This window comes from Thauera aminoaromatica (genome assembly GCF_000021765.1).
Lineage (GTDB): Bacteria > Pseudomonadota > Gammaproteobacteria > Burkholderiales > Rhodocyclaceae > Thauera > Thauera aminoaromatica.
In genome coordinates this window covers 1,379,829-1,401,546 of record NC_011662.2, presented here as the reverse complement: position 1 = coordinate 1,401,546, position 21,718 = coordinate 1,379,829, and the positions used below count along the sequence as shown (strand labels likewise).

Annotated in this window: 22 protein-coding genes; 11 read left to right on the top strand and 11 right to left on the bottom strand. The window is 66.7% G+C overall.

Annotated features, from left to right (window positions below):
• Positions 1-9: 9 nt before the first annotated feature.
• From TMZ1T_RS06205 to TMZ1T_RS06195, 3 genes are all read left to right on the top strand, one after another.
• Positions 10-1,635: an MFS transporter gene (locus TMZ1T_RS06205; protein WP_012584943.1), complete on the top strand. Its 1,626-nt coding sequence runs from the start codon at positions 10-12 to the stop codon at positions 1,633-1,635.
• Between the two features lie 413 nt (positions 1,636-2,048).
• Positions 2,049-4,103 (top strand): elongation factor G, encoded by a 2,055-nt coding sequence (gene fusA / locus TMZ1T_RS06200; RefSeq protein ID WP_012584942.1) that lies wholly within the window; start codon positions 2,049-2,051, stop codon positions 4,101-4,103.
• Between the two features lie 55 nt (positions 4,104-4,158).
• A complete protein-coding gene (locus TMZ1T_RS06195; protein ID WP_004310234.1) occupies positions 4,159-4,419 on the top strand; it encodes a DUF4212 domain-containing protein in 261 nt (86 codons plus the stop codon).
• Between the two features lie 35 nt (positions 4,420-4,454).
• On the opposite strand, the gene TMZ1T_RS06190 is transcribed toward TMZ1T_RS06195, so the two are convergent.
• The 4 genes from TMZ1T_RS06190 to icd all read right to left on the bottom strand — a co-directional run bounded on the left by TMZ1T_RS06190 (position 4,455) and on the right by icd (position 8,588).
• Positions 4,455-4,838: a hypothetical protein gene (locus TMZ1T_RS06190; protein WP_004310233.1), complete on the bottom strand. Its 384-nt coding sequence runs from the start codon at positions 4,836-4,838 to the stop codon at positions 4,455-4,457.
• Positions 4,839-4,989: 151 nt separating this feature from the next.
• On the bottom strand, positions 4,990-6,846 hold the full coding sequence (locus tag TMZ1T_RS06185; protein WP_004310231.1) for a sodium:solute symporter family protein: 1,857 nt from the start codon (positions 6,844-6,846) through the stop codon (positions 4,990-4,992).
• A 7-nt stretch (positions 6,847-6,853) separates the two neighbouring features.
• Positions 6,854-7,114 carry a DUF4212 domain-containing protein gene (locus tag TMZ1T_RS06180; RefSeq protein WP_004310229.1) on the bottom strand — a complete coding sequence of 87 codons (261 nt, stop codon included), beginning with the start codon at positions 7,112-7,114 and terminating at the stop codon, positions 6,854-6,856.
• A gap of 229 nt (positions 7,115-7,343) precedes the next feature.
• On the bottom strand, positions 7,344-8,588 hold the full coding sequence (gene icd, locus TMZ1T_RS06175; protein WP_012584940.1) for an NADP-dependent isocitrate dehydrogenase: 1,245 nt from the start codon (positions 8,586-8,588) through the stop codon (positions 7,344-7,346).
• Between the two features lie 288 nt (positions 8,589-8,876).
• Between icd and aceK the strand changes: the two genes are divergently transcribed.
• Positions 8,877-10,646 (top strand): bifunctional isocitrate dehydrogenase kinase/phosphatase, encoded by a 1,770-nt coding sequence (gene aceK, locus TMZ1T_RS06170; RefSeq protein WP_004310227.1) that lies wholly within the window; start codon positions 8,877-8,879, stop codon positions 10,644-10,646.
• A gap of 30 nt (positions 10,647-10,676) precedes the next feature.
• On the opposite strand, the gene soxZ is transcribed toward aceK, so the two are convergent.
• The 5 genes from soxZ to coaBC form a co-directional block, all read right to left on the bottom strand.
• Positions 10,677-11,000: a thiosulfate oxidation carrier complex protein SoxZ gene (soxZ, locus tag TMZ1T_RS06165; RefSeq protein WP_012584939.1), complete on the bottom strand. Its 324-nt coding sequence runs from the start codon at positions 10,998-11,000 to the stop codon at positions 10,677-10,679.
• Between the two features lie 27 nt (positions 11,001-11,027).
• Positions 11,028-11,516, bottom strand: coding sequence for a thiosulfate oxidation carrier protein SoxY (soxY, locus tag TMZ1T_RS06160; protein WP_261789181.1), 489 nt, complete (start codon positions 11,514-11,516; stop codon positions 11,028-11,030).
• A gap of 215 nt (positions 11,517-11,731) precedes the next feature.
• Complete coding sequence (locus TMZ1T_RS06155; protein WP_012584937.1) at positions 11,732-12,172, bottom strand: NUDIX hydrolase; 441 nt, start codon at positions 12,170-12,172, stop codon at positions 11,732-11,734.
• On the bottom strand, positions 12,172-12,621 hold the full coding sequence (gene dut / locus TMZ1T_RS06150) for a dUTP diphosphatase (RefSeq protein ID WP_004310222.1): 450 nt from the start codon (positions 12,619-12,621) through the stop codon (positions 12,172-12,174). Before dut ends, TMZ1T_RS06155 begins: the two co-directional genes overlap by 1 nt.
• A 59-nt stretch (positions 12,622-12,680) precedes the next feature.
• On the bottom strand, positions 12,681-13,877 hold the full coding sequence (coaBC, locus tag TMZ1T_RS06145; RefSeq protein WP_012584936.1) for a bifunctional phosphopantothenoylcysteine decarboxylase/phosphopantothenate--cysteine ligase CoaBC: 1,197 nt from the start codon (positions 13,875-13,877) through the stop codon (positions 12,681-12,683).
• 78 nt (positions 13,878-13,955) lie between these two features.
• On the opposite strand from coaBC, the gene radC reads away from it, so the two are divergent.
• The 3 genes from radC to rpmG all read left to right on the top strand — a co-directional run bounded on the left by radC (position 13,956) and on the right by rpmG (position 15,210).
• A complete protein-coding gene (gene radC / locus TMZ1T_RS06140; RefSeq protein ID WP_004321243.1) occupies positions 13,956-14,633 on the top strand; it encodes a RadC family protein in 678 nt (225 codons plus the stop codon).
• 147 nt (positions 14,634-14,780) lie between these two features.
• Positions 14,781-15,017 carry a 50S ribosomal protein L28 gene (gene rpmB, locus TMZ1T_RS06135; RefSeq protein ID WP_002924478.1) on the top strand — a complete coding sequence of 79 codons (237 nt, stop codon included), beginning with the start codon at positions 14,781-14,783 and terminating at the stop codon, positions 15,015-15,017.
• Positions 15,018-15,042: 25 nt separating this feature from the next.
• Positions 15,043-15,210: a 50S ribosomal protein L33 gene (rpmG, locus tag TMZ1T_RS06130; RefSeq protein WP_004321245.1), complete on the top strand. Its 168-nt coding sequence runs from the start codon at positions 15,043-15,045 to the stop codon at positions 15,208-15,210.
• A 141-nt stretch (positions 15,211-15,351) separates the two neighbouring features.
• On the opposite strand, the gene TMZ1T_RS06125 is transcribed toward rpmG, so the two are convergent.
• Positions 15,352-15,555: a cold-shock protein gene (locus tag TMZ1T_RS06125; protein WP_004321247.1), complete on the bottom strand. Its 204-nt coding sequence runs from the start codon at positions 15,553-15,555 to the stop codon at positions 15,352-15,354.
• 388 nt (positions 15,556-15,943) lie between these two features.
• Between TMZ1T_RS06125 and clpS the strand changes: the two genes are divergently transcribed.
• The 4 genes from clpS (at position 15,944) to aceA (ending at position 20,864) form a co-directional block, all read left to right on the top strand.
• A complete protein-coding gene (gene clpS / locus TMZ1T_RS06120; RefSeq protein ID WP_004321249.1) occupies positions 15,944-16,252 on the top strand; it encodes an ATP-dependent Clp protease adapter ClpS in 309 nt (102 codons plus the stop codon).
• A complete protein-coding gene (gene clpA / locus TMZ1T_RS06115; RefSeq protein ID WP_004321251.1) occupies positions 16,253-18,526 on the top strand; it encodes an ATP-dependent Clp protease ATP-binding subunit ClpA in 2,274 nt (757 codons plus the stop codon).
• Between the two features lie 166 nt (positions 18,527-18,692).
• The gene (rraA, locus tag TMZ1T_RS06110) at positions 18,693-19,172 is read left to right on the top strand and encodes a ribonuclease E activity regulator RraA (RefSeq protein WP_004321254.1); all 480 of its coding nucleotides are present in this window, start codon (positions 18,693-18,695) and stop codon (positions 19,170-19,172) included.
• A 378-nt stretch (positions 19,173-19,550) separates the two neighbouring features.
• Positions 19,551-20,864, top strand: a complete 1,314-nt coding sequence (aceA, locus tag TMZ1T_RS06105; RefSeq protein WP_004321256.1) for an isocitrate lyase — start codon at positions 19,551-19,553, stop codon at positions 20,862-20,864.
• A 257-nt stretch (positions 20,865-21,121) separates the two neighbouring features.
• Here the strand turns inward: aceA and TMZ1T_RS06100 are convergent, their stop codons facing one another.
• On the bottom strand, positions 21,122-21,661 hold the full coding sequence (locus TMZ1T_RS06100) for a Spy/CpxP family protein refolding chaperone (RefSeq protein ID WP_004321258.1): 540 nt from the start codon (positions 21,659-21,661) through the stop codon (positions 21,122-21,124).
• Positions 21,662-21,718: the final 57 nt, after the last annotated feature.

The following is a 21,718-nucleotide window of genomic DNA, read 5'->3' as shown; positions in this document are numbered from 1 at the left end:
GCCGACCAAGTGCTGCACGCCATCTACCGCTGGCTCGACCGCAACCTGCTCGAGCTCGGCCGCGAGATGCGGCTCTCCTACCTGCCACCGCTGATGGTGTATTGCGCGGCGGGCGTCTCGGGCCTCACCGGCATCGTCGGCACCTTCTTCGTCAAGGACTACCTCGGCCTGTCGGCTGCCTTCCTCGCCGCACTCGGCTTCTGGGCCGGTATCCCGTGGGCGCTGAAGATGCCGATCGGGCATCTGGTGGACCTGCTGTGGCGCTACAAGGCCGGGCTGGTCTATCTGGGCGCCACGCTGATCGCCGCCAGCCTGCTGGTCATGATCGGGCTCATCGGCAACCCGGATGCGATGCGCGCGGTGATGCCGATCGAGGCCTGGTTCGTGCTGTCGGTGCTGCTGTCGCCGGTGGGCTACGTGATGCAGGACGCGGTGGCCGACGCCATGACGGTCGAGGCCGTGCCGCGGCTGGACGCGCGCGGCGAGCCGATCCCGCCGGAAGCAGTCCGCCTGATGCACACCACCATGCAGATGCTCGGCCGGGTGGCGATCATCGGCGGCACGGTGCTGGTGTCGCTCGCCAACGTGGTGATGTTCCAGGGCTCGGAGGCCCTGCCCGAGGTGGAGAAGGTCTCGATCTACCTGCGCATCTACGAGCTCGCGCTGATCATCCCGCTGCTGTCGGTGAGCGGCGTGCTGCTCGGCGGCTTCCTCAAGCGCCGCGAGGCGAAGCGGCTGGCCGCGCTCGGGCGCAGCCGCGCCGACATCGACCGCCTGCTCCACGATCCGGAAGAGAAGACCACGCCCAACGGGTGGATCCTCGGCGGCAGCGCGGTGTTCGTGGCGCTGACCATCACTGTCGGGCTGTCCGGCATCGAATACGGCCAGGAGATCATCTTCGCGGCCTCGTTCACCATCATCGGCTTCATGATCAGCCGCCTGCTGCGCGAGCTCTCGCCCGAGGCCGCGCGCACCCTGCTCGGCACGGTGATCATCATCTTCGCCTTCCGCGCCCTGCCCGGCCCGGGCGCGGGCGCGAGCTGGTGGATGATCGACGAGCTCGGCTTCGACCAGAGCTTCCTGTCGCGGCTCGACCTCATCACCAGCGCGCTGACGCTCGCCGGCCTGTTCCTCTTCCGCCGCTTCATGGCCGAGAAGTCGATCGCGCAGATCGTGATCTTCCTCACCGTCACCACCACCGCGCTGTCGCTGCCGATCATCGGCATGTTCCACGGCCTGCACGAATGGACCGCGGCGCACACCGGCGGCGTGGTGGACGCGCGCTTCATCGCCATCGCCAACACCGCGCTCGAGTCGCCGCTCGGCCAGGTGTCGATGGTGCCGATGCTGGCCTGGATCGCGAACTCGGCGCCGCCGCACCTGAAGGCGACCTTCTTCGCGGTGATGGCCTCCTTCACCAACCTCGCGCTGTCGGCCTCGCAGCTCGGCACCAAGTACCTCAACCAGCTCTACACGATCGCGCGCGAGGTCAAGGACGCCGCCACCGGGGCGATCACCACGCCGGCCGACTATGGCGAGCTCGGCGCGCTGCTGGTGACGGTGACCGTGATCGCGCTCATGCTCCCACTCGCGGCCATCCTCTTCACCCGTCTCGCCGGCCTGCGCAGCGCCTGAGCCCACGCGCGGGCCGGAAGGCCGGAGATCGCGACTCGCGTCGCTCCTACGGCGCCGTTCCGGAAACGCGGTGGCCTTCGTACGAGCGTCGCGAGTCGCGATCACGGCGCAGCCCCGGAAGCGCAGCCGCTCTCGTGAGAGCGACGCAAGTCGCGATCGCAGCACCGCCCCGGAAGCGCAGCCGCTCCCGTGAGAGCGACGCAAGTCGCGATCGCAGCACCGCCCCGGAAGCGCAGCCGCTCCCGTGGGAGCGACGCAAGTCGCGATACACCGTAGCTCGAACGCGAACGATCCCGCGCGATCGGTTCGCTGCGCCGGCTCCCGCCGACTGCGATCGCCCCGGCGGATTGCCTTCGCACCGCGACAGGCACAGACTTGAGGGCATCCGCATTCAATCGCAAGGGAGGCACACGATGACACCCCGCTCGGTTCACGACATCCGCAACCTGGCCCTCTTCGGCCACGCCGGCAGCGGCAAGACCACCCTCGTCGAGGCCTTGCTCGCCGCCGCCGGCGAGATCGGCGCGCCCGGCAGCGTGGAGCGCGGCGACACGGTCGCGGACTTCGACCCGCAGGAGAAAGCGATGGGCCACTCGCTGCATGCGGCGCTCGTTCACCTGGAGTGGGCGGGCCACTGGATCAACCTGCTCGACACCCCGGGCCTGCCCGACTTGTGCGGCCGCGCCCTGGTCGCGCTACCCGCGGCCGACACCGCCGCGGTGGTGATCAACGCCGCGGCCGGCATCGAGAGCGGCACCCGGCGCATGATGGACGCCGCGAAGGGTAAGTGCCGCATGATCGTGGTCAACAAGATCGACGCCCCGGGCGCCGACCTCGGCGCGCTGATGGACGCCATCGCCGCCACCTTCGGCCGCGAGTGCCTGCCGATCAACCTGCCCGCAGCCGACGGCAGCCGCGTCATCGACTGCTTCTTCGCGCCGGACGGCAGCGCCGCCACCGCCTTCTCCAGCCCCTCGGCCGCCCACGACGCGATCGTCGACCAGGTCGTCGAGCTCGACGAGGCGCTGATGGCGCAGTACCTCGAGCAGGGCGAGTCGCTCGATCCCGAGCAGCTCCACGCCCCCTTCGAGCAGGCCCTGCGCGAGGGCCACCTGGTGCCGGTGTGCTTCGTCTCCGCGCGCAGCGGCGCCGGCGTGCGCGAGCTGCTCGACATCCTCGGCAAGCTCGCCCCCGACCCCACCGAGGCCAACGTGCCCGCCTTCCTCAAGGGCGAGGGCACGGCGGCGCAAGCGGTCGAGGTCGTGCTCGACGCCGAGCGCCACGTCGTCGCCCATGTCTTCCAGATCGCCAACGACCCCTACCGCGGCAAGCTCGGCCTGTTCCGGGTGCATCAGGGCCAGGTCACGCCCAACTCGCAGCTCTACATCGGCGACGGCCGCAAGCCCTTCAAGGTCGCCCACCTGCTGCGCATGCAGGGCAAGAACACGGTCGAGACCCAACTCGCGGTGCCCGGCGACCTGTGCGCGGTGGCGCGCGTCGACGAGCTGACCCGCGACGCGGTGCTGCACGACTCGCACGACGAGGACTACTACCACCTCGCCCCCGCCGCCTGGCCGCAGCCGGTGTTCGGCCTCGCGCTGATGACACGCAAGCCGGCCGACGAGCAGAAGCTCTCCGAGGCGCTCGCCCGCCTGATGGAAGAGGACCCCTGCCTCGAGGTCAGCTTCGATCCGCGCAACCGCCGCACCGTGGTGCGCGGCCTCGGCGAGCAGCACCTCAAGATCGTGCTCGAGGAGCTTTCCACGCGCTGGAACCTGCAGCTCGACACCGCCACGCCGAGCATCCCCTACCGCGAGACGATCACCGTGGTGGCCGAGGCACGCTACCGCCACAAGAAGCAGAGCGGCGGCGCCGGCCAGTTCGGCGAGGTCGCGCTGCGCGTCGAGCCGCTGCCGCGCGGCGCCGGCATCGAACTGGGCGACGAGGTCAAGGGCGGCACGATCCCGACCAACTTCATGCCCGCGGTCGAGAAGGGCGTGCGCCAGGCGCTCGCCGAGGGCGCGCTCGCGGGCTTCCCGCTGCAGGACCTGCGCGTCGTGGTCACCGATGGCAAGCATCACGCGGTCGACTCGAACGAGGTCTCCTTCGTCACCGCCGGCCGCCATGCCTTGCTCGAAGCCGTGCTGGGCGCGCGTCCGATCCTGCTCGAGCCCCTGCTCGACGTGCAGGTGAAGGTGGCGGATGCGCTCTTCGGCGAGGTGAGCGCGGAGCTCGCCGGCCGCCGCGGGCGCCTGACCGCGACCGACAGCCCGGCGCCGGGGTGGACGCTGATCTCGGCGCGCGTGCCGATGGCTGCGCTGGAAGGCTTCGAGAGCCGGCTGAAGGCGATCTGCGCCGGCGAGAGCGAGTTCGTGCTCGAGGCCGGCGGCCACGAGCCGGCACCGCAGGACGTCCAGGCCGAGCTGGCGCGGGTGTTCTCCCACGGCAACGGCAACGGCAACCACTAGGAAGGCCCGCAGCGCCCGACTCCGCGAGGGGTCGGGCGGGCCGCCTGCGACTGGAATGGAACTCGACGAACGCCAGCGCGCCTACTGGCGCAGCAATCTCCGCCTCACCTTCACGCTGCTCGGCGTGTGGTTCGGCGTGACCTTCGTCGGAGGATATTTCGCCAGCGCGCTCAACACGGTGAGCTTTCTCGGCTTTCCGCTGGGTTTTTATCTGTTCGCCCAAGGGGCGCTGCTGGTGTATCTCGCGATCATCGTGATCTACGTGCTCGCCATGAACCGGCTCGACCGGCGCTACCGCTTCAACAGCCGGCACTAAAGGCCGGCGCCCGCTCGCAGGGCATGCGGCGTACTTCAGTGCTCTGCAGAGGGCTTGCCTTGCTCGACCTTCTTGCGCCGCGGCACGATCGGGTGCGCATGCCGGCCGAGCGCGAAATCCAGGAAGAACTTCATCCAGATCGTCACCCCCGCGCTCGCGGTCCAGGTGTCGAAGTCCATGCTGCCGGTCACGATGCCGAGGATCACGAAGACGATCACCCCACCGCCGATCAGGTTGATCGCAAGCGTGTAGGGCGCATAGCGCTCCGGGTTCGGCGGCGGCATGCCGCCCTTCAGCGCGACCTCGGAGAAATCCCGCCTGAACAGGATCCGCCACGCCCGCCGGAACCAGAAGAAGGCGATCGGGAACAGGGCGAGGAACAGTATCCAGTTGAGGGCGATGCTTGCGTTGAGGATCATTCTCGACTCCAGCATGGGCGGCGAGTCGATCGCCGTCCTGCACGGTACCACTTTCCGGAAATAAAAAGCCCCGCCAATCCGACCGGCGGGGCTCCGTCCGCACCATCCGGCGCGCGCCGGATGGTGCTGCCCGACAGTTGCCGGACGCTGCTTAGTGGGCGCCGTCCACCAGCTTCGAACCGCGCGGGATACGCACCGACTCGACCATGTGCTGGATGTGCTCCGGCGGCTCCTTGGTCACCTTGTCGACCACGACCGCAACGATGAAGTTCACCATCGCACCCACCGCACCGAAGGCTTCCGGCGTGATGCCGAAGAAGCTGTTCGGGCCGCCGATCAGGTCGATGAACTCGGTGCCCTTCACGAAGAAGATGCCCTTGTGCGCGAACACGTAGAACAGCGTGACGAAGAGGCCGGCCAGCATGCCCGCGATCGCGCCTTCCTTGTTCATCTTCTTGGAGAAGATGCCCATCATGATCGCCGGGAACAGCGACGAGGCGGCGATACCGAAGGCCAGCGCGACCGTACCGGCGGCGAAGCCCGGCGGGTTGAGACCGAGGTAGCCGGAGATCACGATCGCGACCGCCATCGAGATCTTGCCCACCAGCAGCTCGTTCTTGTCGCTGATGCTCGGCGCAAACACGTTCTTCACCAGGTCGTGCGACACCGCGGACGAGATCGCCATCAGCAGACCGGCGGCGGTCGACAATGCGGCAGCCAGACCACCCGCGGCGACCAGCGCGATCACCCAGTTGGGCAGCAGCGCGATCTCGGGGTTCGCCATCACCATGATGTCGGCGTTCACCGTGAGCTCGTTGCCCTTCCAACCCGCGGCCGCGGCCTTGGCCTTGGCATCGGCGTCCTTGGTCTTGTCGTTGTAGTACTGGATGCGGCCGTCGCCGTTCTTGTCCTCGAACTTCAGCAGACCGGTCTTCTCCCAACGCTTCATCCACTCGGGGCGCTGCTCGTACTGCAGGCTGGACTCGGTGGCGTACAGGTCGGCGTTGGCCTTGACCGTGGCCGGGTTCACCGCCAGCTTGCCTGCGGCGTTGGTCTCGAGACCGACCGCCGAGTTCACCGTGCCGTGCAGGTTCAGCTTGGCCATCGCGCCGACCGCAGGTGCAGTGGTGTACAGCAGGGCGATGAAGATCAGCGCCCAACCCGCCGAACTGCGCGCGTCCTTCACCGTCGGAACGGTGAAGAAGCGCATGATGACGTGCGGCAGGCCCGCGGTGCCGATCATCAGCGACAGGGTGTACATGAACATGTTGAGCGTGCTGCCCGGGATCGAGGTCGTGTACTGGTCGAAGCCCAGATCCTTCACGATGAGGTCGAGCTTGGCGAGCAGCGAGACATCGGTGCCAGCCATGGTCGACCCGAGGCCGAGCTGCGGCAGCGGGTTGCCGGTGAGCTGCAGCGAGATGAAGAAGGCCGGCACCAGGTAGGCGGCGATCAGCACGATGTACTGCGCGACCTGGGTGTAGGTGATGCCCTTCATGCCGCCAAACACCGCGTACAGGAACACGATCGCCTGGCCGATGTAGATGCCGGTGTCGCTCGAGACGCCGAGGAAGCGCGAGAAGGCCACGCCGACGCCAGTCATCTGACCGATGATGTAGGTCAGCGACGCGGTCAACAGGCACACCACCGCCACCGTCGAAGCCGTCTTCGAGTAGAAGCGGTCGCCGATGAACTGCGGCACGGTGAACTTGCCGAACTTGCGCAGGTACGGCGCCAGCAACATCGCCAACAGGACGTAGCCGCCGGTCCAGCCCATCAGGAACAGGCCGCCGCCGTAGCCCATGTTGGCGATCAGGCCCGCCATGGAAATGAAGGAAGCCGCCGACATCCAGTCGGCCGCCGTGGCCATGCCGTTGGTGATCGGGTGCACGCTGCCGCCCGCGGCGTAGAACTCGCTGGTGCTGCCGGCGCGCGCCCAGATGGCGATGCCGATGTACAGCGCGAACGAGGCGCCGACCACCAGGTAGGTAACGGTTTGGAGATCCATAATCCTCTTACTCCTCGTGGACGTCGAACTGGCGATCGATGTCGCCCATCTTCTTCGCGTACCAGAAGATCAGCGCGATGTAGATGTAGATCGCGCCTTGGTGGGCGAACCAGAACCCGAGCGGATAGCCTCCCAGCGAGATGCTGTTGAGCGCGGGCGCAAAGAGGATGCCGGCACCGAACGAGACCACGAACCAGATGATCAGGATCTTGGTCAGGAGTCCCAGCGTGGCTTTCCAATAGCCTGAAGCACTGTTGTTTTCCATCATGTCTCCTCGTTATAAGTGAAACACCTGCCACCACACGGGCGAAGGCTGGAGACAGCTCCGGACCATGCAGCAGTGGGGCGATTATAGAAAGATCAGTCTTACTTATCCCTTACAGAGGCGTAAGGAGCGAGGCGCAAGACGCAAGGTACAAGCAAGAAAAAACCCGCCGGCTCCGGGGGGGAGCGGGCGGGTTCGTCACCGCCGGCAGAGGCGCCGGCCGGTTCCGCGCCTACATGCGCGCGATCATCGCGTCGCCGAACTCCGAACACGAGACCTCGTTGGCGCCTTCCATCAGGCGCGCGAAGTCGTAGGTGACCTGCTTGTCGGCGATCGCCGCCTCCATGCCCCGGATCACCAGGTCGGCCGCCTCCTTCCAGCCCAGGTGGCGCAGCATCATCTCTGCAGACAGGATCAGCGAGCCCGGGTTCACCTTGTCCAGCCCGGCGTACTTGGGCGCGGTACCGTGGGTGGCCTCGAAGCAGGCGTACTGGTCGGAGATGTTGGCGCCCGGCGCGATGCCGATGCCGCCCACCTGCGCGGCGAGCGCGTCCGAGATGTAGTCGCCGTTGAGGTTGAGCGTGGCGATCACGTCGTACTCGGCCGGACGCAGCAGGATCTGCTGCAGGAAGGCGTCGGCGATCGCGTCCTTGACGAGGATCTCGCGACCGCTCCTCGGGTTCTTGAACTTGCACCACGGGCCGCCGTCGATCGGCTGCGCGCCGAACTCCTCCTGCGCCACCCTGTAGCCGGTGTCGCGGAACAGGCCCTCGGTGAACTTCATGATGTTGCCCTTGTGCACCAGGGTCACACTCTTGCGGTCGTTGTCGATCGCGTACCTGATCGCGGCGCGCACGATGCGGGTCGTGCCCTCGATCGACACCGGCTTGATGCCGATGCCCGAGGTCGCCGGGAAGCGGATCTTCCTGACCCCCATCTCGCCCTGCAGAAAGTCGATGACCTTCTTCGCGCCCTCGGACAGCGCCTGCCATTCGATGCCGGCGTAGATGTCCTCGGTGTTCTCGCGGAAGATGACCATGTCGGTCAGCTCGGGCTGCTTGAGCGGGCTGGGCACACCCTTGAAGTAACGCACCGGACGCACGCACTGGTAGAGGTCGAGCTCCTGACGCAGCGCCACGTTGAGCGAGCGGATGCCGCCGCCCACCGGGGTGGTCATCGGGCCCTTGATCGACACCGAGTAGGTCTTGAGTGCGTCGAAGGTCTCCTTCGGCAACCACTCGTCGGGACCGTAGATCTGCGTCGACTTCTCGCCGGCGTAGACCTCCATCCAGTGGATTTTCTTCTTGCCGCCGTAGGCCTTGTCCACCGCCGCGTCGATCACCTTGATCATCACCGGGGTGATGTCGACGCCGATGCCGTCGCCCTCGATGAAGGGGATGATCGGGTTGTCCGGAACGGCCTGCCCCGGGACGATCTTCTGGCCGCCTGCGGGTACCTTGATCTTGGATTCGCTCATGCCTGCTCCCTCCCTCAATGGCCGCGGATGGATTCCACGACGCTGCTGTGGTCGAACTGCCACGGGGACGTCCGTCGGACGACGGACCGGAAGGCTGCGACGGCATGCGGGACACGCTGCATCTCGCCGCACAGCCCCCTATCCGAGGCCGATTATGTCCCAAAGATCCGCAGGTCGAAAGGAAGCGGCGCAGCATGGCTGTGCCGACCGGGACACGGCCGGTGATACCATTTCCGACGTGTTCGACACCGCCGCGGCTGCGGCGGCGGGATCCTCCGGAGGGGTTCGATGGACGTGCAGTCGGGAGAAAGCCCGATCGCGCAGGCGATCGCACAGGCGCTGGTGGAAGGCTTCAACAAGCACTACCGCATCTTTCGCGAGACCTCGCGCCGCGCCAAGGAACTCTACGAGGCCGCGCTGTGGCAGAAGCAGCTCGACGCGGTGCGCGAGCGCGTGCAGTTCTACGACGACCGCGTCGACGAGACGGTGCAGCGACTGCACGACGAGTTCGACGCCGACTCCCTCGACGACAGCACCTGGCAGCAGGTCAAGCTGCAGTTCATCGGCATGCTGATCAACCACCGCCAGCCCGAGCTCGCCGAGACCTTCTTCAACTCGGTCACCACCAAGATCCTGCACCGCAGCTACTTCAACAACGACTACCTGTTCGCGCGCCCGGCGATCTCCACCGAATACATCGAGTCCTACCCGCCGGTGTACTCGAGCTACTACCCGCGCGACCGCGGCCTGCGCGCCACCGTCCGGCGCATCGTCGAGGACTTCGACTGGCAGCGCAGCTTCGAGGATCTCGACCGCGACGTCGACTTCGTGCTGCGCGCGGCGCGGGCCCACCTCGGCGAGTGGCCGGCGATGGAGGTCAACTGCCAGATCCAGGTGCTGTACTCGGCCTTCTATCGCAACAAGACCGCCTACATCATCGGCAAGACGGTCAATGGCTACCAGGAAAGCCCGTTCGCGATCGCGGTGCGCCACAACGAACGCGGCCTGCTCCACCTCGACGCGCTGATCCTCGACCCGTGGCGGATCTCGGTGCTGTTCTCGCTGTCGCGCGCCTACTTCCTGGTCGACATGGAGGTGCCCTCGGGCTACGTGCAGTTCCTGCGCTCGATCATGCCCAACAAGCCGAGGAGCGAGCTATACACCATGCTCGGCCTGGGCAAGCAGGGCAAGACCATGTTCTTCCGCGACCTGGTCTCGCACCTGCGCCACTCCAACGACCAGTTCATCATCGCACCGGGCATCCGCGGCCTGGTGATGCTGGTGTTCACGCTGCCCTCCTTCCCCTACGTGTTCAAGATCATCAAGGACGTTTTCGGCGCCTCGAAGAACATGGACCGCGCCACGGTCAAGCGCAAGTACCTGATGGTCAAGCACGTCGACCGCGTCGGGCGCATGGCGGACACGCTGGAGTTCTCCTACGCGGCGCTGCCGCTGGCGCGCTTCCACCCCGAACTGCTGGAAGAGCTGCGCACGCTCGCACCGTCCTCGTTCGAGATCGACGGTGACAAGGTGATCATCAAGCATCTCTACATCGAGCGCCGCATGATCCCGCTCAACCTCCACCTGGAAAAGGCGAGCGAACCGGAGTTGGAAGAGGCGGTCAAGGAGTACGGCAACGCCATCCGCGAGCTCGCCATCGCCAACATCTTCCCCGGCGACATGCTGTGGAAGAACTTCGGCGTCACGCGCTACGGTCGCGTCGTGTTCTACGACTACGACGAGATCGAGTACATGACCGACATGAACTTCCGCAAGATCCCGCCCGCGCCCTACGAGGAGATGGAGATGTCGGGCGAGCCGTGGTACTCGGCCGGGCCGATGGACGTCTTCCCGGAGGAGTTCGCCACCTTCCTGCTCGGCGTGCCGCGGGTGCGCAAGGCCTTCCTCAAGCACCACCGCGACCTGCTCGCGCCGAAGTTCTGGCAGGAAGCGCAGCGGCGCATCCGCGAGGGCTACGTCGAGGACTTCTTCCCCTACCCGGTCGAGCTGCGCTTCTGCAAGCTCTTTCCGCCGGCCGCGGGCGCAGCTTCAAGCTGAGCGCCCGCCCGGGAGCCGGCCGGCAAGCGCTCAGGCCGGCGCGCCGGCGATCACCGCCTCGTCGCTGCGGCTGTCGCCGCGGCTATCGACCCAGCGCGCCACCAGGCGATCGCCCGCGGCCGCCCCCTTGAAACGGAAGCGCAGGAAGGGGTTGGCCGAAACGGATGGGCCGAAGTCGGCGCCGAAGACGAGGCGTTCGCCGTGGTGGACCTCCAGCCGGGTGATGAAGTGCGCGGGGATGATCGCGCCCTTGTCGTCCTTGCGCTGGCCGCTCTCCATCGGATGAGGGACCTGCATGCGGACGTCGGCGACGCCGTCGCGGACGTCCGCGCGGATGCGCATCGGGTTTGTCATGGAGTCGCTCTCCTGTGCCGGCGCGGCTCAGCCGCAGCCGCTGATGGTGACGATGACCGCCTTGCGGGCGATGTGGAAGCGGCCGTTTGCCCGCACCAGCGCGACCACGTCGGCACTCTGCGCCATTTTCAGCCGGGTGATCACCTCGGGCTGGGTGCCCTCCGGGATGGAGAACACCGCGGCAAGCGGGAAGGGATTTTTCTCGACCAGGATCGCGATGCGGTCGGTGCCGGGCAGGCGGCTCTTCACCTCGACCGAGACGGCGTTGGCGACCTCGGCGATGTCGGGGGCGGCGAGACTCAGCTCGGCGCTCGCACTGGCCTCCTGCGCCCCCAGCGCGGCGAGCGCCGCGTTCAGCTCGCGGGCGTCGAAACCGGGCCGCGCGGCGGCGGCCTGCGCCTGCGCGGGCGAGATCAGACCGGCGGTGGCAAGCAGGCCCAGCACGCCCAAGCCCCCGACGGCATGCAGCAATTGTCTTCGTTTTTGGTCCATCCGGCTCTCCTGCAGGGTTCGCATGGCGGCAGCGCGTGGCCGCCGCGTGCGGCAATACTCGCACACCCGGGACCGCTCTGGCGCAGCGCAGCATCGTCCATCCGGCGAGCACGCCGTCGCGCGTCGAGCGCGGCTTGGCGTGCTTCCGGTCGAAATCGACGCCGAGCGCGAGCACGTCCTCCGGCGCGAGACCCGCCGCCACACTCGCCATGGCGTCGCTCCTGCGCACAGCGTGGCGGCTACGCGGTGCCCGCCTCCTTCCAACCGAGCTCCAGGATCCACGGCGCCGGGCCGGCCGCGAGCGCGGCGCGCACGTACTCGACCGTACGCTCGGGCAGGGCCCCGGGCGCGTGCCATTCGAGGCGATCGCACTTGTGCGGCTCGAGGATGGCGGGCTCGCCACTGAAGCGCTCCGCGGCGAGGAAGAAGTCGATGCGATTGGTGTCCGAGCGCCGATGGACGACACCCAGCCAGGCCAGCTCGCCCTCCTCGACCTCCAGCCCGGTCTCCTCGCGCAGCTCGCGCCGCGCCGCCGCGCGCACCGACTCGCCCGGCTCCACGTGTCCCCCGGGCAGGCTGAAGAGGCCGTCGAAGAAACCCGTTCCGGCACGGCGCATCAGCAGCACGCGGCCCTCGCGCCGGCACAGCACATGGACGCCGGTAGGAATCCCTGCGTGCATCAGTGCTTGCCCGTGCTGCCGAAGCCGTCCGCCCCGCGCGAGCTCTGCTCGAAGCCCTCGACGAAGTTGAAGCCGACCTGCAGCACCGGCACCACCACGAGCTGGGCGATGCGCTCCATCGGCTCGATGGTGAAGCTCGCGCGCCCACGGTTCCACACCGAGACGAAGATCTGCCCCTGGTAGTCGGAGTCGATCAGCCCGATTAGGTTGCCGAGAACGATGCCGTGCTTGTGGCCGAGCCCGGAGCGTGGCAGCACCATCGCCGCCAGCCCCGGGTCGGAAAGATGGATCGCGAGGCCGCTCGGCACCAGCGTGGTCTCGCCCGGGTGCAGGGTGATCGGGCCGGGCAGACAGGCGCGCAGGTCGAGCCCCGCGGCGCCCTCCGTGGCGTAGGCGGGGGGATGGGTCTTGAGGCGCTCGTCGAGCAGCTTGACGTCGATTCGGTGCATGTCGGCTCTCCTTGCCGGCGGGCGGCGCGTGCCGGCCCAGCCTGTCGTTGCGTTTGCGCTCAGCGCCCGCGGGCCGGCAGCAGGCCGGCGAGGTGGGCGACGATGCCGCGCGCCACCTCGGCCTTGGCCGCACGCGGCAGCGGGTGGCGGCCGGCGTCGTCGTAGAGGATCACGGTGTTGTCGTCGCCGCCCATGCCGTCGCTGACCAGGTTGCCGACCAGCATCGGCAGCCGCTTGTTGCGTCGCTTGCCCTCGGCGTAGGCGTCGAGGTCGCGGCTCTCGGCGGCGAAACCGACGCAGAAAGGCGCGTCGGCATGTGCGGCCACCTCGGCAAGGATGTCCGGGTTGGGGGTCAGCGCGATGTTCATGGTATCGGCGGACTTTTTCAGCTTGTGTTCGGCACTCGCCAGCGGCCGGTAATCGGCCACCGCGGCCACGCCGATGAAGACGTCCGCACCCGGCAGCGCGTGGAGCACCGCGTCACGCATCTCCAGCGCGCTGGTCACGCTCACGCGCCTCACCTCGGCCGGCACCGGCAGGCTCACCGGTCCGCTCACCAGCACCACCTCCGCGCCCGCCTGGGCGCAGGCGCGCGCGAGCGCGTAGCCCATCTTGCCCGAGCTGATGTTGGTGATGCCGCGCACCGGATCGAGCGCCTCGAAGGTCGGCCCGGCGGTGAGCACGACCTTGCGTCCGGCGAGCAGCTTGGGCACGAAGAAGCCCTCGAGGCGTTCGAGCAGCTCCTCCGCCTCGAGCATGCGCCCCATGCCGACCTCGCCGCAGGCCTGGTCGCCCGCCGCGGGACCGAACACGGCGACGCCGTCGGCGCGGATCTGCGCGACGTTGCGCTGCGTCGGCGGCGATTCCCACATCTGGCGGTTCATCGCCGGGGCGACGATCAGCGGCACGGCGCGCGCCAGGCAAAGCGTGCTGAGCAGGTCGTCGGCGTGGCCATGAGCGAGGCGGGCAAGGAAATCTGCGGTCGCCGGGGCGACGAGGATGGCATCGGCGTCGCGGCCGAGATCGATGTGCGCCATGTGGTTGGGCATGCGCGCATCCCACAGGTCGGACCACACCGGATTGCCCGACAGCGCCTGGTAGGTCACCGGGGTCACGAAGCGCGCCCCGCCCTCGCTCAGCACCACGTGTACCTCGGCGCCGGCCTTGCCGAGCAGGCGCACCAGCTCGGCCGACTTGTACGCGGCGATGCCACCGCCAACCCCGAGGACGATCTTGCGATTGCTCAACATGCTCATGACGATGAACTATACTCCGCGATGGATCGATGCATTCTGGATAGGCCGACAGGCCACGACGAGGGAGGCGGACACGCGATGGCGATCACCGACTGGCCTGCGGACGAACGTCCGCGCGAGAAGCTCCTCGCCCGCGGCGCCGCGGCGCTGTCCGACGCGGAGCTGCTGGCGATCTTCCTGCGCGTGGGCATCCGCGGGCAGAGCGCGGTCGACCTCGCCCGCGCGCTGCTGTCCCGCTTCGGCACCCTGACCCGCATGTGCGGCGCCGACGCGAACGAGTTCGCCGCGGTACCTGGCATGGGGCTGGCGAAGTATGCCCAACTGCAGGCGGTCATGGAACTGTCGCGGCGGGCACTCGCCGAGACGCTGGTTGCACGCCCGCTGTTCGATTCACCCCAGGTCGTACGCGACTGGCTGCGCCTGCGCCTCGGACACCTGCCCCACGAGACCTTCTGCGTGCTGCTGCTCGACGCACGCCACTGCCTGATCGAGGCGGTGGATCTCTTCCGCGGCACGCTCACGCAGACCTCGGTGTATCCTCGCGAGGTGGTCAAGCTCGCCCTCGCGCGCAACGCCGCGGCCGTGATCCTCGCCCACAACCATCCCTCCGGTGCCGCCGAGCCGAGCACCGCCGACGAGCTGCTCACGCGTGCGCTGAAGGACGCTCTCGGCCTGGTCGACGTGCGCGTGCTCGATCATTTCGTGGTGCCGGCGCACGGTCATCCGGTATCATTCGCCGAACGCGGCCTGCTTTGAGGTTCCGCCCGCCCTTCCGCTCCGGCCCCGGACCCTGCCTGGCATTCCACCCTGCGAACACGACGAAGGTACGCGGGGCTTGCCTCGACCGCGCTTCTTGCATTATCCTCGCACGTTTTCCGCAATCAGAATTCCCTGGAGCATCGTATGGCTCGCGTCTGCCAAGTGACCGGTAAAGCACCGATGGTGGGAAATAACGTTTCCCACGCCAACAACAAGACCAAGCGTCGTTTCCTGCCCAACCTGCAGAGCCGCCGCTTCTGGAGCGAAGGCGAGAACCGCTGGATCCGCCTGCGCGTGTCCAACGCGGGTCTGCGCACGATCGACAAGAAAGGCATCGACGTCGTCGTTGCCGAGCTTCGCGCCCGTGGCGAGAAGCTGTAAGCAACCGAACTGAACGGAGAAGGCCATGGCCAAGGGCATCCGCGAAAAGATCAAACTGGAGTCGACCGCCGGTACGGGTCACTTCTACACCACCTCGAAGAACAAGCGCACCACACCCGGGAAGCTCGAGTTCAGCAAGTACGACCCGGTCGCGCGCAAGCACGTGCCGTACAAGGAAGTGAAGCTGAAGTGATTTGGCGCGGCGGTTGCACGCAACCGCCCGGCAGAACGCGGCAGCTCCAGAAAACCGGAAGGGCCATCGGAAGATCCGATGGCCCTTCTGTTTTTTCGCCCGCCACCGGCAGTGGCGGGCGCGATCACATGCGCCGCGGAATCACGCGCGCTGGATGTTCGAGGCCTGTTTGCCCTTGGGACCCTGGGTGACGTCGAAGGAGACCTTCTCGCCTTCCTTCAGGCTCTTGAAACCGCTCATCGTGATGGCGGAGAAATGTGCGAACAGGTCTTCACTTCCATCATCCGGCGTGATGAAACCGAAACCCTTGGAATCGTTGAACCACTTCACGGTACCAGTTGCCATATTGCTTGGATCCTTCAAGGTTGCTTGTTACACCGCGGCCTTCGCAAACCGCGGTCGTGTGGGCGCTGACAGGGACCAAAACCACCTCCGGAAGCCCCTCGGGATCAGGCTCGAGCCGGCGCTCGCCTTCTTTTTTACGCATTCGGCACGGCAGCGTCAACGGGATTTCGCGGGGTTTCGATCGCGCAGCGCAACATGAATGCGCACGGACCCACCCCCATCCCGAGCGCGATTTCGCGCCTGGCGCGGAGATGCGTTCATGCCGCAGCGCAAGAAGCCTGTTTCGGGCAGTGCGCGCCAAACCACACTCTGCATGGGGTTTTCCCGGGACTCGACGCGCACACGAAGCGCGTGTTGCACTCTGCTTCGACTTCATTAGAATGATTTTATGGGCACCCGAAAACAAGACGATCTGGTCCTGGAAGCCAAGCGGACGCGCACGCGCCCGCCCCCGCTCTTCAAGGTCATGCTGTTGAACGACGACTACACGCCGATGGATTTCGTCATCGTCGTCCTGCAGAAATATTTCGGCATGGATCGCGAACGTGCCACGCGAGTCATGCTCCAAGTCCACAGAGAGGGCATGGGGGTATGCGGCGTCTTTCCCAGGGACATCGCCACGACCAAGGTGGAGCAGGTCACCTCGTTTGCTCGTCAGCATCAACATCCGCTGGCATGCGTGATGGAGGAAAATTGAATGATCGCGCAAGAGCTTGAAGTCAGCCTGCACATGGCTTTCGTCGAGGCACGGCAGAAGCGCCACGAGTTCATCACCGTGGAGCATCTTCTGCTTGCCCTGCTGGACAACCCTTCCGCCGCCCAGGTGCTGAAGGCGTGTGCCGCCAACATCGACGAGTTGCGTCGCGAACTGACCGGTTTCATCGAAGAACACACCCCGCGCATCGAAGGCACGGACGAGATCGACACCCAGCCCACGCTGGGCTTCCAGCGCGTGATCCAGCGCGCGATCCTGCATGTGCAGTCCTCGGGCAAGAAGGAGGTCACCGGCGCAAACGTGCTGGTGGCGATCTTCGGCGAGAAGGACTCGCACGCGGTGTATTACCTGCAGAAGCAGAACATCTCGCGTCTCGACGTGGTGAACTTCATCTCCCACGGCATCGCCAAGGCGCCGCCCCAGGGCAACCCGCCGCAGGGTCGCAGCGAACCCGAGCAGGGCGAGCAGGAGCAGGAAGAGAAGTCCTCCGGCGGTGCGCTGGAGAGCTACACGCAGAACCTCAACCAGCAGGCGCTGGTCGGCAAGATCGACCCGTTGATCGGCCGCGAGAAGGAGGTCGAGCGTGTCATCCAGACCCTGTGCCGCCGGCGCAAGAACAACCCGCTGCTGGTCGGCGAGGCCGGCGTGGGCAAGACCGCGATTGCCGAAGGCCTTGCGCGTCGCATCGTCGAGGGCCGCGTGCCCGAGATCCTCGAGAACGCGCAGGTGTTCGCGCTCGACATGGGTGCGCTGCTCGCCGGCACCAAGTACCGCGGCGATTTCGAGCAGCGCCTCAAGGCCGTGCTCAAGCAGCTCATCGAGAACCCGAACGCGATCCTCTTCATCGACGAGATCCACACCCTGATCGGCGCCGGTGCGGCCTCGGGCGGCACGCTGGATGCGTCCAACCTGCTCAAGCCGGCGCTGTCCTCGGGCCAGTTGAAGTGCATCGGCGCGACCACCTACAACGAGTTTCGCCAGATTTTCGAGAAGGACCACGCGCTCTCGAGGCGCTTCCAGAAGATCGACGTGGTGGAGCCCTCGGTGGCCGAGACCGTCGAGATCCTCAAGGGGCTCAAGAGCCGCTTCGAGGAGCACCACGGCATCAAGTACAGCAGCTCTGCACTCTCCAGCGCGGCGGAGCTGTCGGCCAAGTACATCAACGACCGCCACCTGCCCGACAAGGCGATCGACGTCATCGACGAGGCCGGGGCGGCGCAGCGCATCCTGCCCAAGTCCAAACAGAAGAAGACCATCGGCAAGAACGAGATCGAGGAGATCGTTGCCAAGATCGCCCGCATCCCGCCGCGCACCGTGTCCAACGACGACAAGGCCGCGCTGAAGACGCTCGAGCGCGATCTCAAGAACGTGGTGTTCGGCCAGAATGCCGCGATCGAGGCGCTTGCCAAGGCGATCAAGATGTCGCGCTCCGGGCTCGGCAACCCGCAGAAGCCGATCGGCTCCTTCCTGTTCTCCGGCCCCACCGGCGTCGGAAAGACCGAGGTCGCCCGCCAGCTTGCCTACACGCTGGGCATCGAGCTGGTGCGCTTCGACATGTCCGAATACATGGAACGGCACGCAGTCAGCCGCCTGATCGGCGCGCCCCCGGGCTACGTCGGCTTCGACCAGGGCGGCCTGCTCACCGAGCAGATCACCAAGAAGCCGCACAGCGTGCTGCTGCTCGACGAGATCGAGAAGGCACATCCGGACATCTACAACATCCTGCTGCAGGTCATGGACCACGGCACGCTGACCGACAACAACGGTCGCCAGGCGGACTTCCGCAACGTGATCATCATCATGACCACCAACGCGGGCGCCGAAGCGATGCAGAAGTCGGTGATCGGCTTCTCGGCCAAGCGCGAGCCGGGCGACGAGATGGGCGACATCAAGCGCCTGTTCACGCCGGAGTTCCGCAACCGGCTGGACGCGATGATCTCGTTCAAGGCGCTCGACAACGAGGTCATCCTGCGCGTGGTGGACAAGTTCCTGATGCAGCTCGAGGCCCAGTTGCACGAGAAGAAGGTCGAGGCCCACTTCAGCGACGAGCTCAAGGCCTGGCTGGCCGAGAAGGGCTTCGATCCGCTGATGGGCGCGCGCCCGATGGCCCGTCTGATCCAGGACACCATCCGCTCGGCACTGGCCGACGAGTTGCTGTTCGGGCGGCTCGTCAATGGCGGCAAGGTGACCATCGACCTCGACGAGGACGACAAGGTGAAGCTGGTGTTCGAGGAGACGGAAGCGGCCACGGCCTGATTCCGCCCCTTCCTCGCAAGACGGCATGCCGGCGGAAACGCGGCATGCCGTTTTTCATGGCCGCCCCACCCGCCCGGCGGAGTCCCCCCTGGCCACGTCGTTTATCATGCCTGCTCCCGCGCCGACCATCCGGCGCATCGCCACACTTCTTTCTCGAGGAGCCCGCATGAACATCCAGACCGCCGACCTCTGCGACGCGCACGAGGACAAGCTCGCCGTCGTCGCCCCCATGTTCGCCAGCTACGGCGGCCGCCCGTCCTTCGGTGGACCGATCGCCACGCTGAAGATCTTCGAGGACAACTCCTTCGTCCGCAAGGCACTGGAAGGACCCGGGAATGGCCGCGTGCTGGTGATCGACGGCGGCGCCTCGATGCGCTGCGCCCTGGTCGGCGACCAGCTCGCCGAACTCGCGGTGAAGAATGGCTGGGCCGGCATCCTCGTGTACGGCTGCATCCGCGACTCCAAGGCGATCGGCGAGATGGACCTCGGCGTCTTCGCCCTCGGCACCCACCCGAAGAAGACCGTCAAGCGCAACGTCGGCGAGGTTGACATCCCGGTGGGCTTCGGCGGCGTCACCTTCCAGCCCGGCCACCACGTCTACGCCGACGAGGACGGCGTGGTCGTAAGCGCGGAGCCCTTGCTCTGAGCGGCGCCGGGCTTGCTTCGCTGCCCATGTGAGGCCCTCGACGCACCGCAAGCGCCCGGAGGAGGGATCGCGACTCGCGTCGCGCCTACCGGAACCGCCGGGCGTGCAATGCAGCAGAGCGACGCCGCCTTTCCGTTTCACAGCGCTCCATTTCTTTTCACGATACAAAACGCGTTTAACAAGCCTTTGTTTTAGATAGAAAAGATTTTTTCTTATGTCTTATATAAGACATATTGCTGCTGCGCGGAATGCCTCCTATACTCTCTTCCCATCTGCAGTGTCCTTTCTCCCTCGAAAACCGCTGCAGCCGGAACACCGCGACCGGTGCCTGAACCCGCCGCGATGCCTGACCCCCTCCTGCATTCATAAGGACGCATCATGACCCTGACCCGCGAACAGCAAATCGCCGCCCTCGAAAAAGACTGGGCCGAGAATCCCCGTTGGAAAGGCATCAAGCGCGGCTACTCCGCGGCCGACGTGGTCCGCCTGCGTGGCAGCCTGCAGCCCGAGTACACCCTGGCCCAGCGTGGTGCCAAGCTGCTGTGGGAGCGTGTCAATGGCGGCGCCAAGAAGGGCTATGTGAACGCCTTCGGCGCGATCACCGCCGGTCAGGCGATGCAGCAGGCCAAGGCCGGTCTCGAAGCCGTGTATCTGTCCGGCTGGCAGGTCGCCGCCGACGGCAACACCTCCGAGACCATGTATCCCGACCAGTCGCTGTACGCCTACGACTCGGTCCCGACCATGGTTCGCCGCATCAACAACACCTTCAAGCGTGCCGACGAGATCCAGTGGTCGCGTGGCATCAACCCGGGCGACAAGGAATTCGTCGACTACTTCCTGCCGATCGTCGCCGACGCCGAGGCCGGTTTCGGCGGCGTGCTGAACGCCTTCGAGCTGATGAAGAACATGATCGCCGCCGGCGCCGCCGGTGTGCATTTCGAAGACCAGCTCGCTGCCGTGAAGAAGTGCGGCCACATGGGCGGCAAGGTGCTGGTGCCGACCCAGGAAGCCTGCGAGAAGCTGATCGCCGCCCGCTTCGCCGCCGACGTCATGGGTGTGCCGACCATCATCCTGGCCCGCACCGACGCCGAAGCCGCCAACCTCATCACCTCCGACCACGACGCCAACGACAAGCCCTTCCTTACCGGTGAGCGCACCCAGGAAGGCTTCTACCGTGTCAAGAACGGCCTCGAGCAATCGATCAGCCGCGGCGTCGCCTACGCCCCCTACGCCGACCTGGTGTGGTGCGAGACCGGTACCCCGGACCTGGGCTTCGCCCGCGAGTTCGCCCAGGCCGTGCATGCCGCCCACCCCGGCAAGCTGCTGTCCTACAACTGCTCGCCGTCCTTCAACTGGAAGAAGAACCTGGACGACAAGACCATCGCCAAGTTCCAGGACGAACTCTCGGCGCTGGGCTACAAGTACCAGTTCATCACCCTGGCCGGCATCCACATCAACTGGTTCAACACCTTCAAGTTCGCCCACGCCTACGCCCGCGGCGAAGGCATGAAGCACTACACCGAGATGGTGCAGGAACCGGAATTCGCCGCTCGCGAGCAGGGCTACACCTTCGTGTCGCACCAGCAGGAAGTCGGCGCCGGCTACTTCGACGACGTCACCACCGTGATCCAGGGTGGCTCGTCCTCGGTCAAGGCGCTGACGGGCTCGACCGAAGAAGAGCAGTTCCACTAAGAGACTGCTTCCCTCATAACGGGGGAGGAGACGGAAGGCCACCCTGCGGGGTGGCCTTTTTCGTTTTTCGACGATGACCCGCAAACCGATCTGGCGTCATCGCACCCGCAGTTCCCGCAGAGCCACGCAGGATCCGGGCGGGACTGCAGTGTGCGGGACCGCCCGATCGCGACTTGCGCCGCGCCTGCCCGAATACACCGGGGCCCTCCCGAAGGACGGCCCCGGACCTCGAGACAAGCCGCGGATGCGGCGAGGCGTCAGCCGCGGCCCGGCCCCATGCTGCCACCGTCGCGCGGACCGCCGCCCTTCATGCCGCGCTCGCCCTTGCGGCCCATCTTCTCGAACTCCGCATCGAACACCGTCTTCTGCGCATCGCTCAGCGTCGCATAGAAGGTCTCGACCGACTTGCGCGCCTCGCCCATCTCGGCCTGGCGCAGCTTGCTCATCTCCTCCATGCGCTGCATGCGCTCGATCGCCGTCTTCGGCGGCTCGGCGGCGCGGCGCTCGGCCATCATGCTGCCCATGCGCTCGGCGCGCGACTTCATGTCGGCCTTGAAGCGCTCGAAGGCGGGCTTCTGCTCGGGCGCCAGGGCCAGCGCCAGTTCGAGGCGTGCCATGTGCAGCTCGGCGCGCGCGGCCATCTTCGCCTTCATCTGCTCGGGCGCCATCTGCGACCAGCCGGCCTTGCCGCCGCGCGGGCCGTCGCAATGGCCGCCCCAGGCCAGCGCTGCGGTGCTGCCGATGGCGCCGGTGGCGATGATGGCGGCGGCGATCGAGGTCTTGATCCAGTTTTTCATGATGGCTCTCCTGTGGGTTGCTTGTCCGTGTTGCCCGTCCGTTCGGGCGACGGAGCC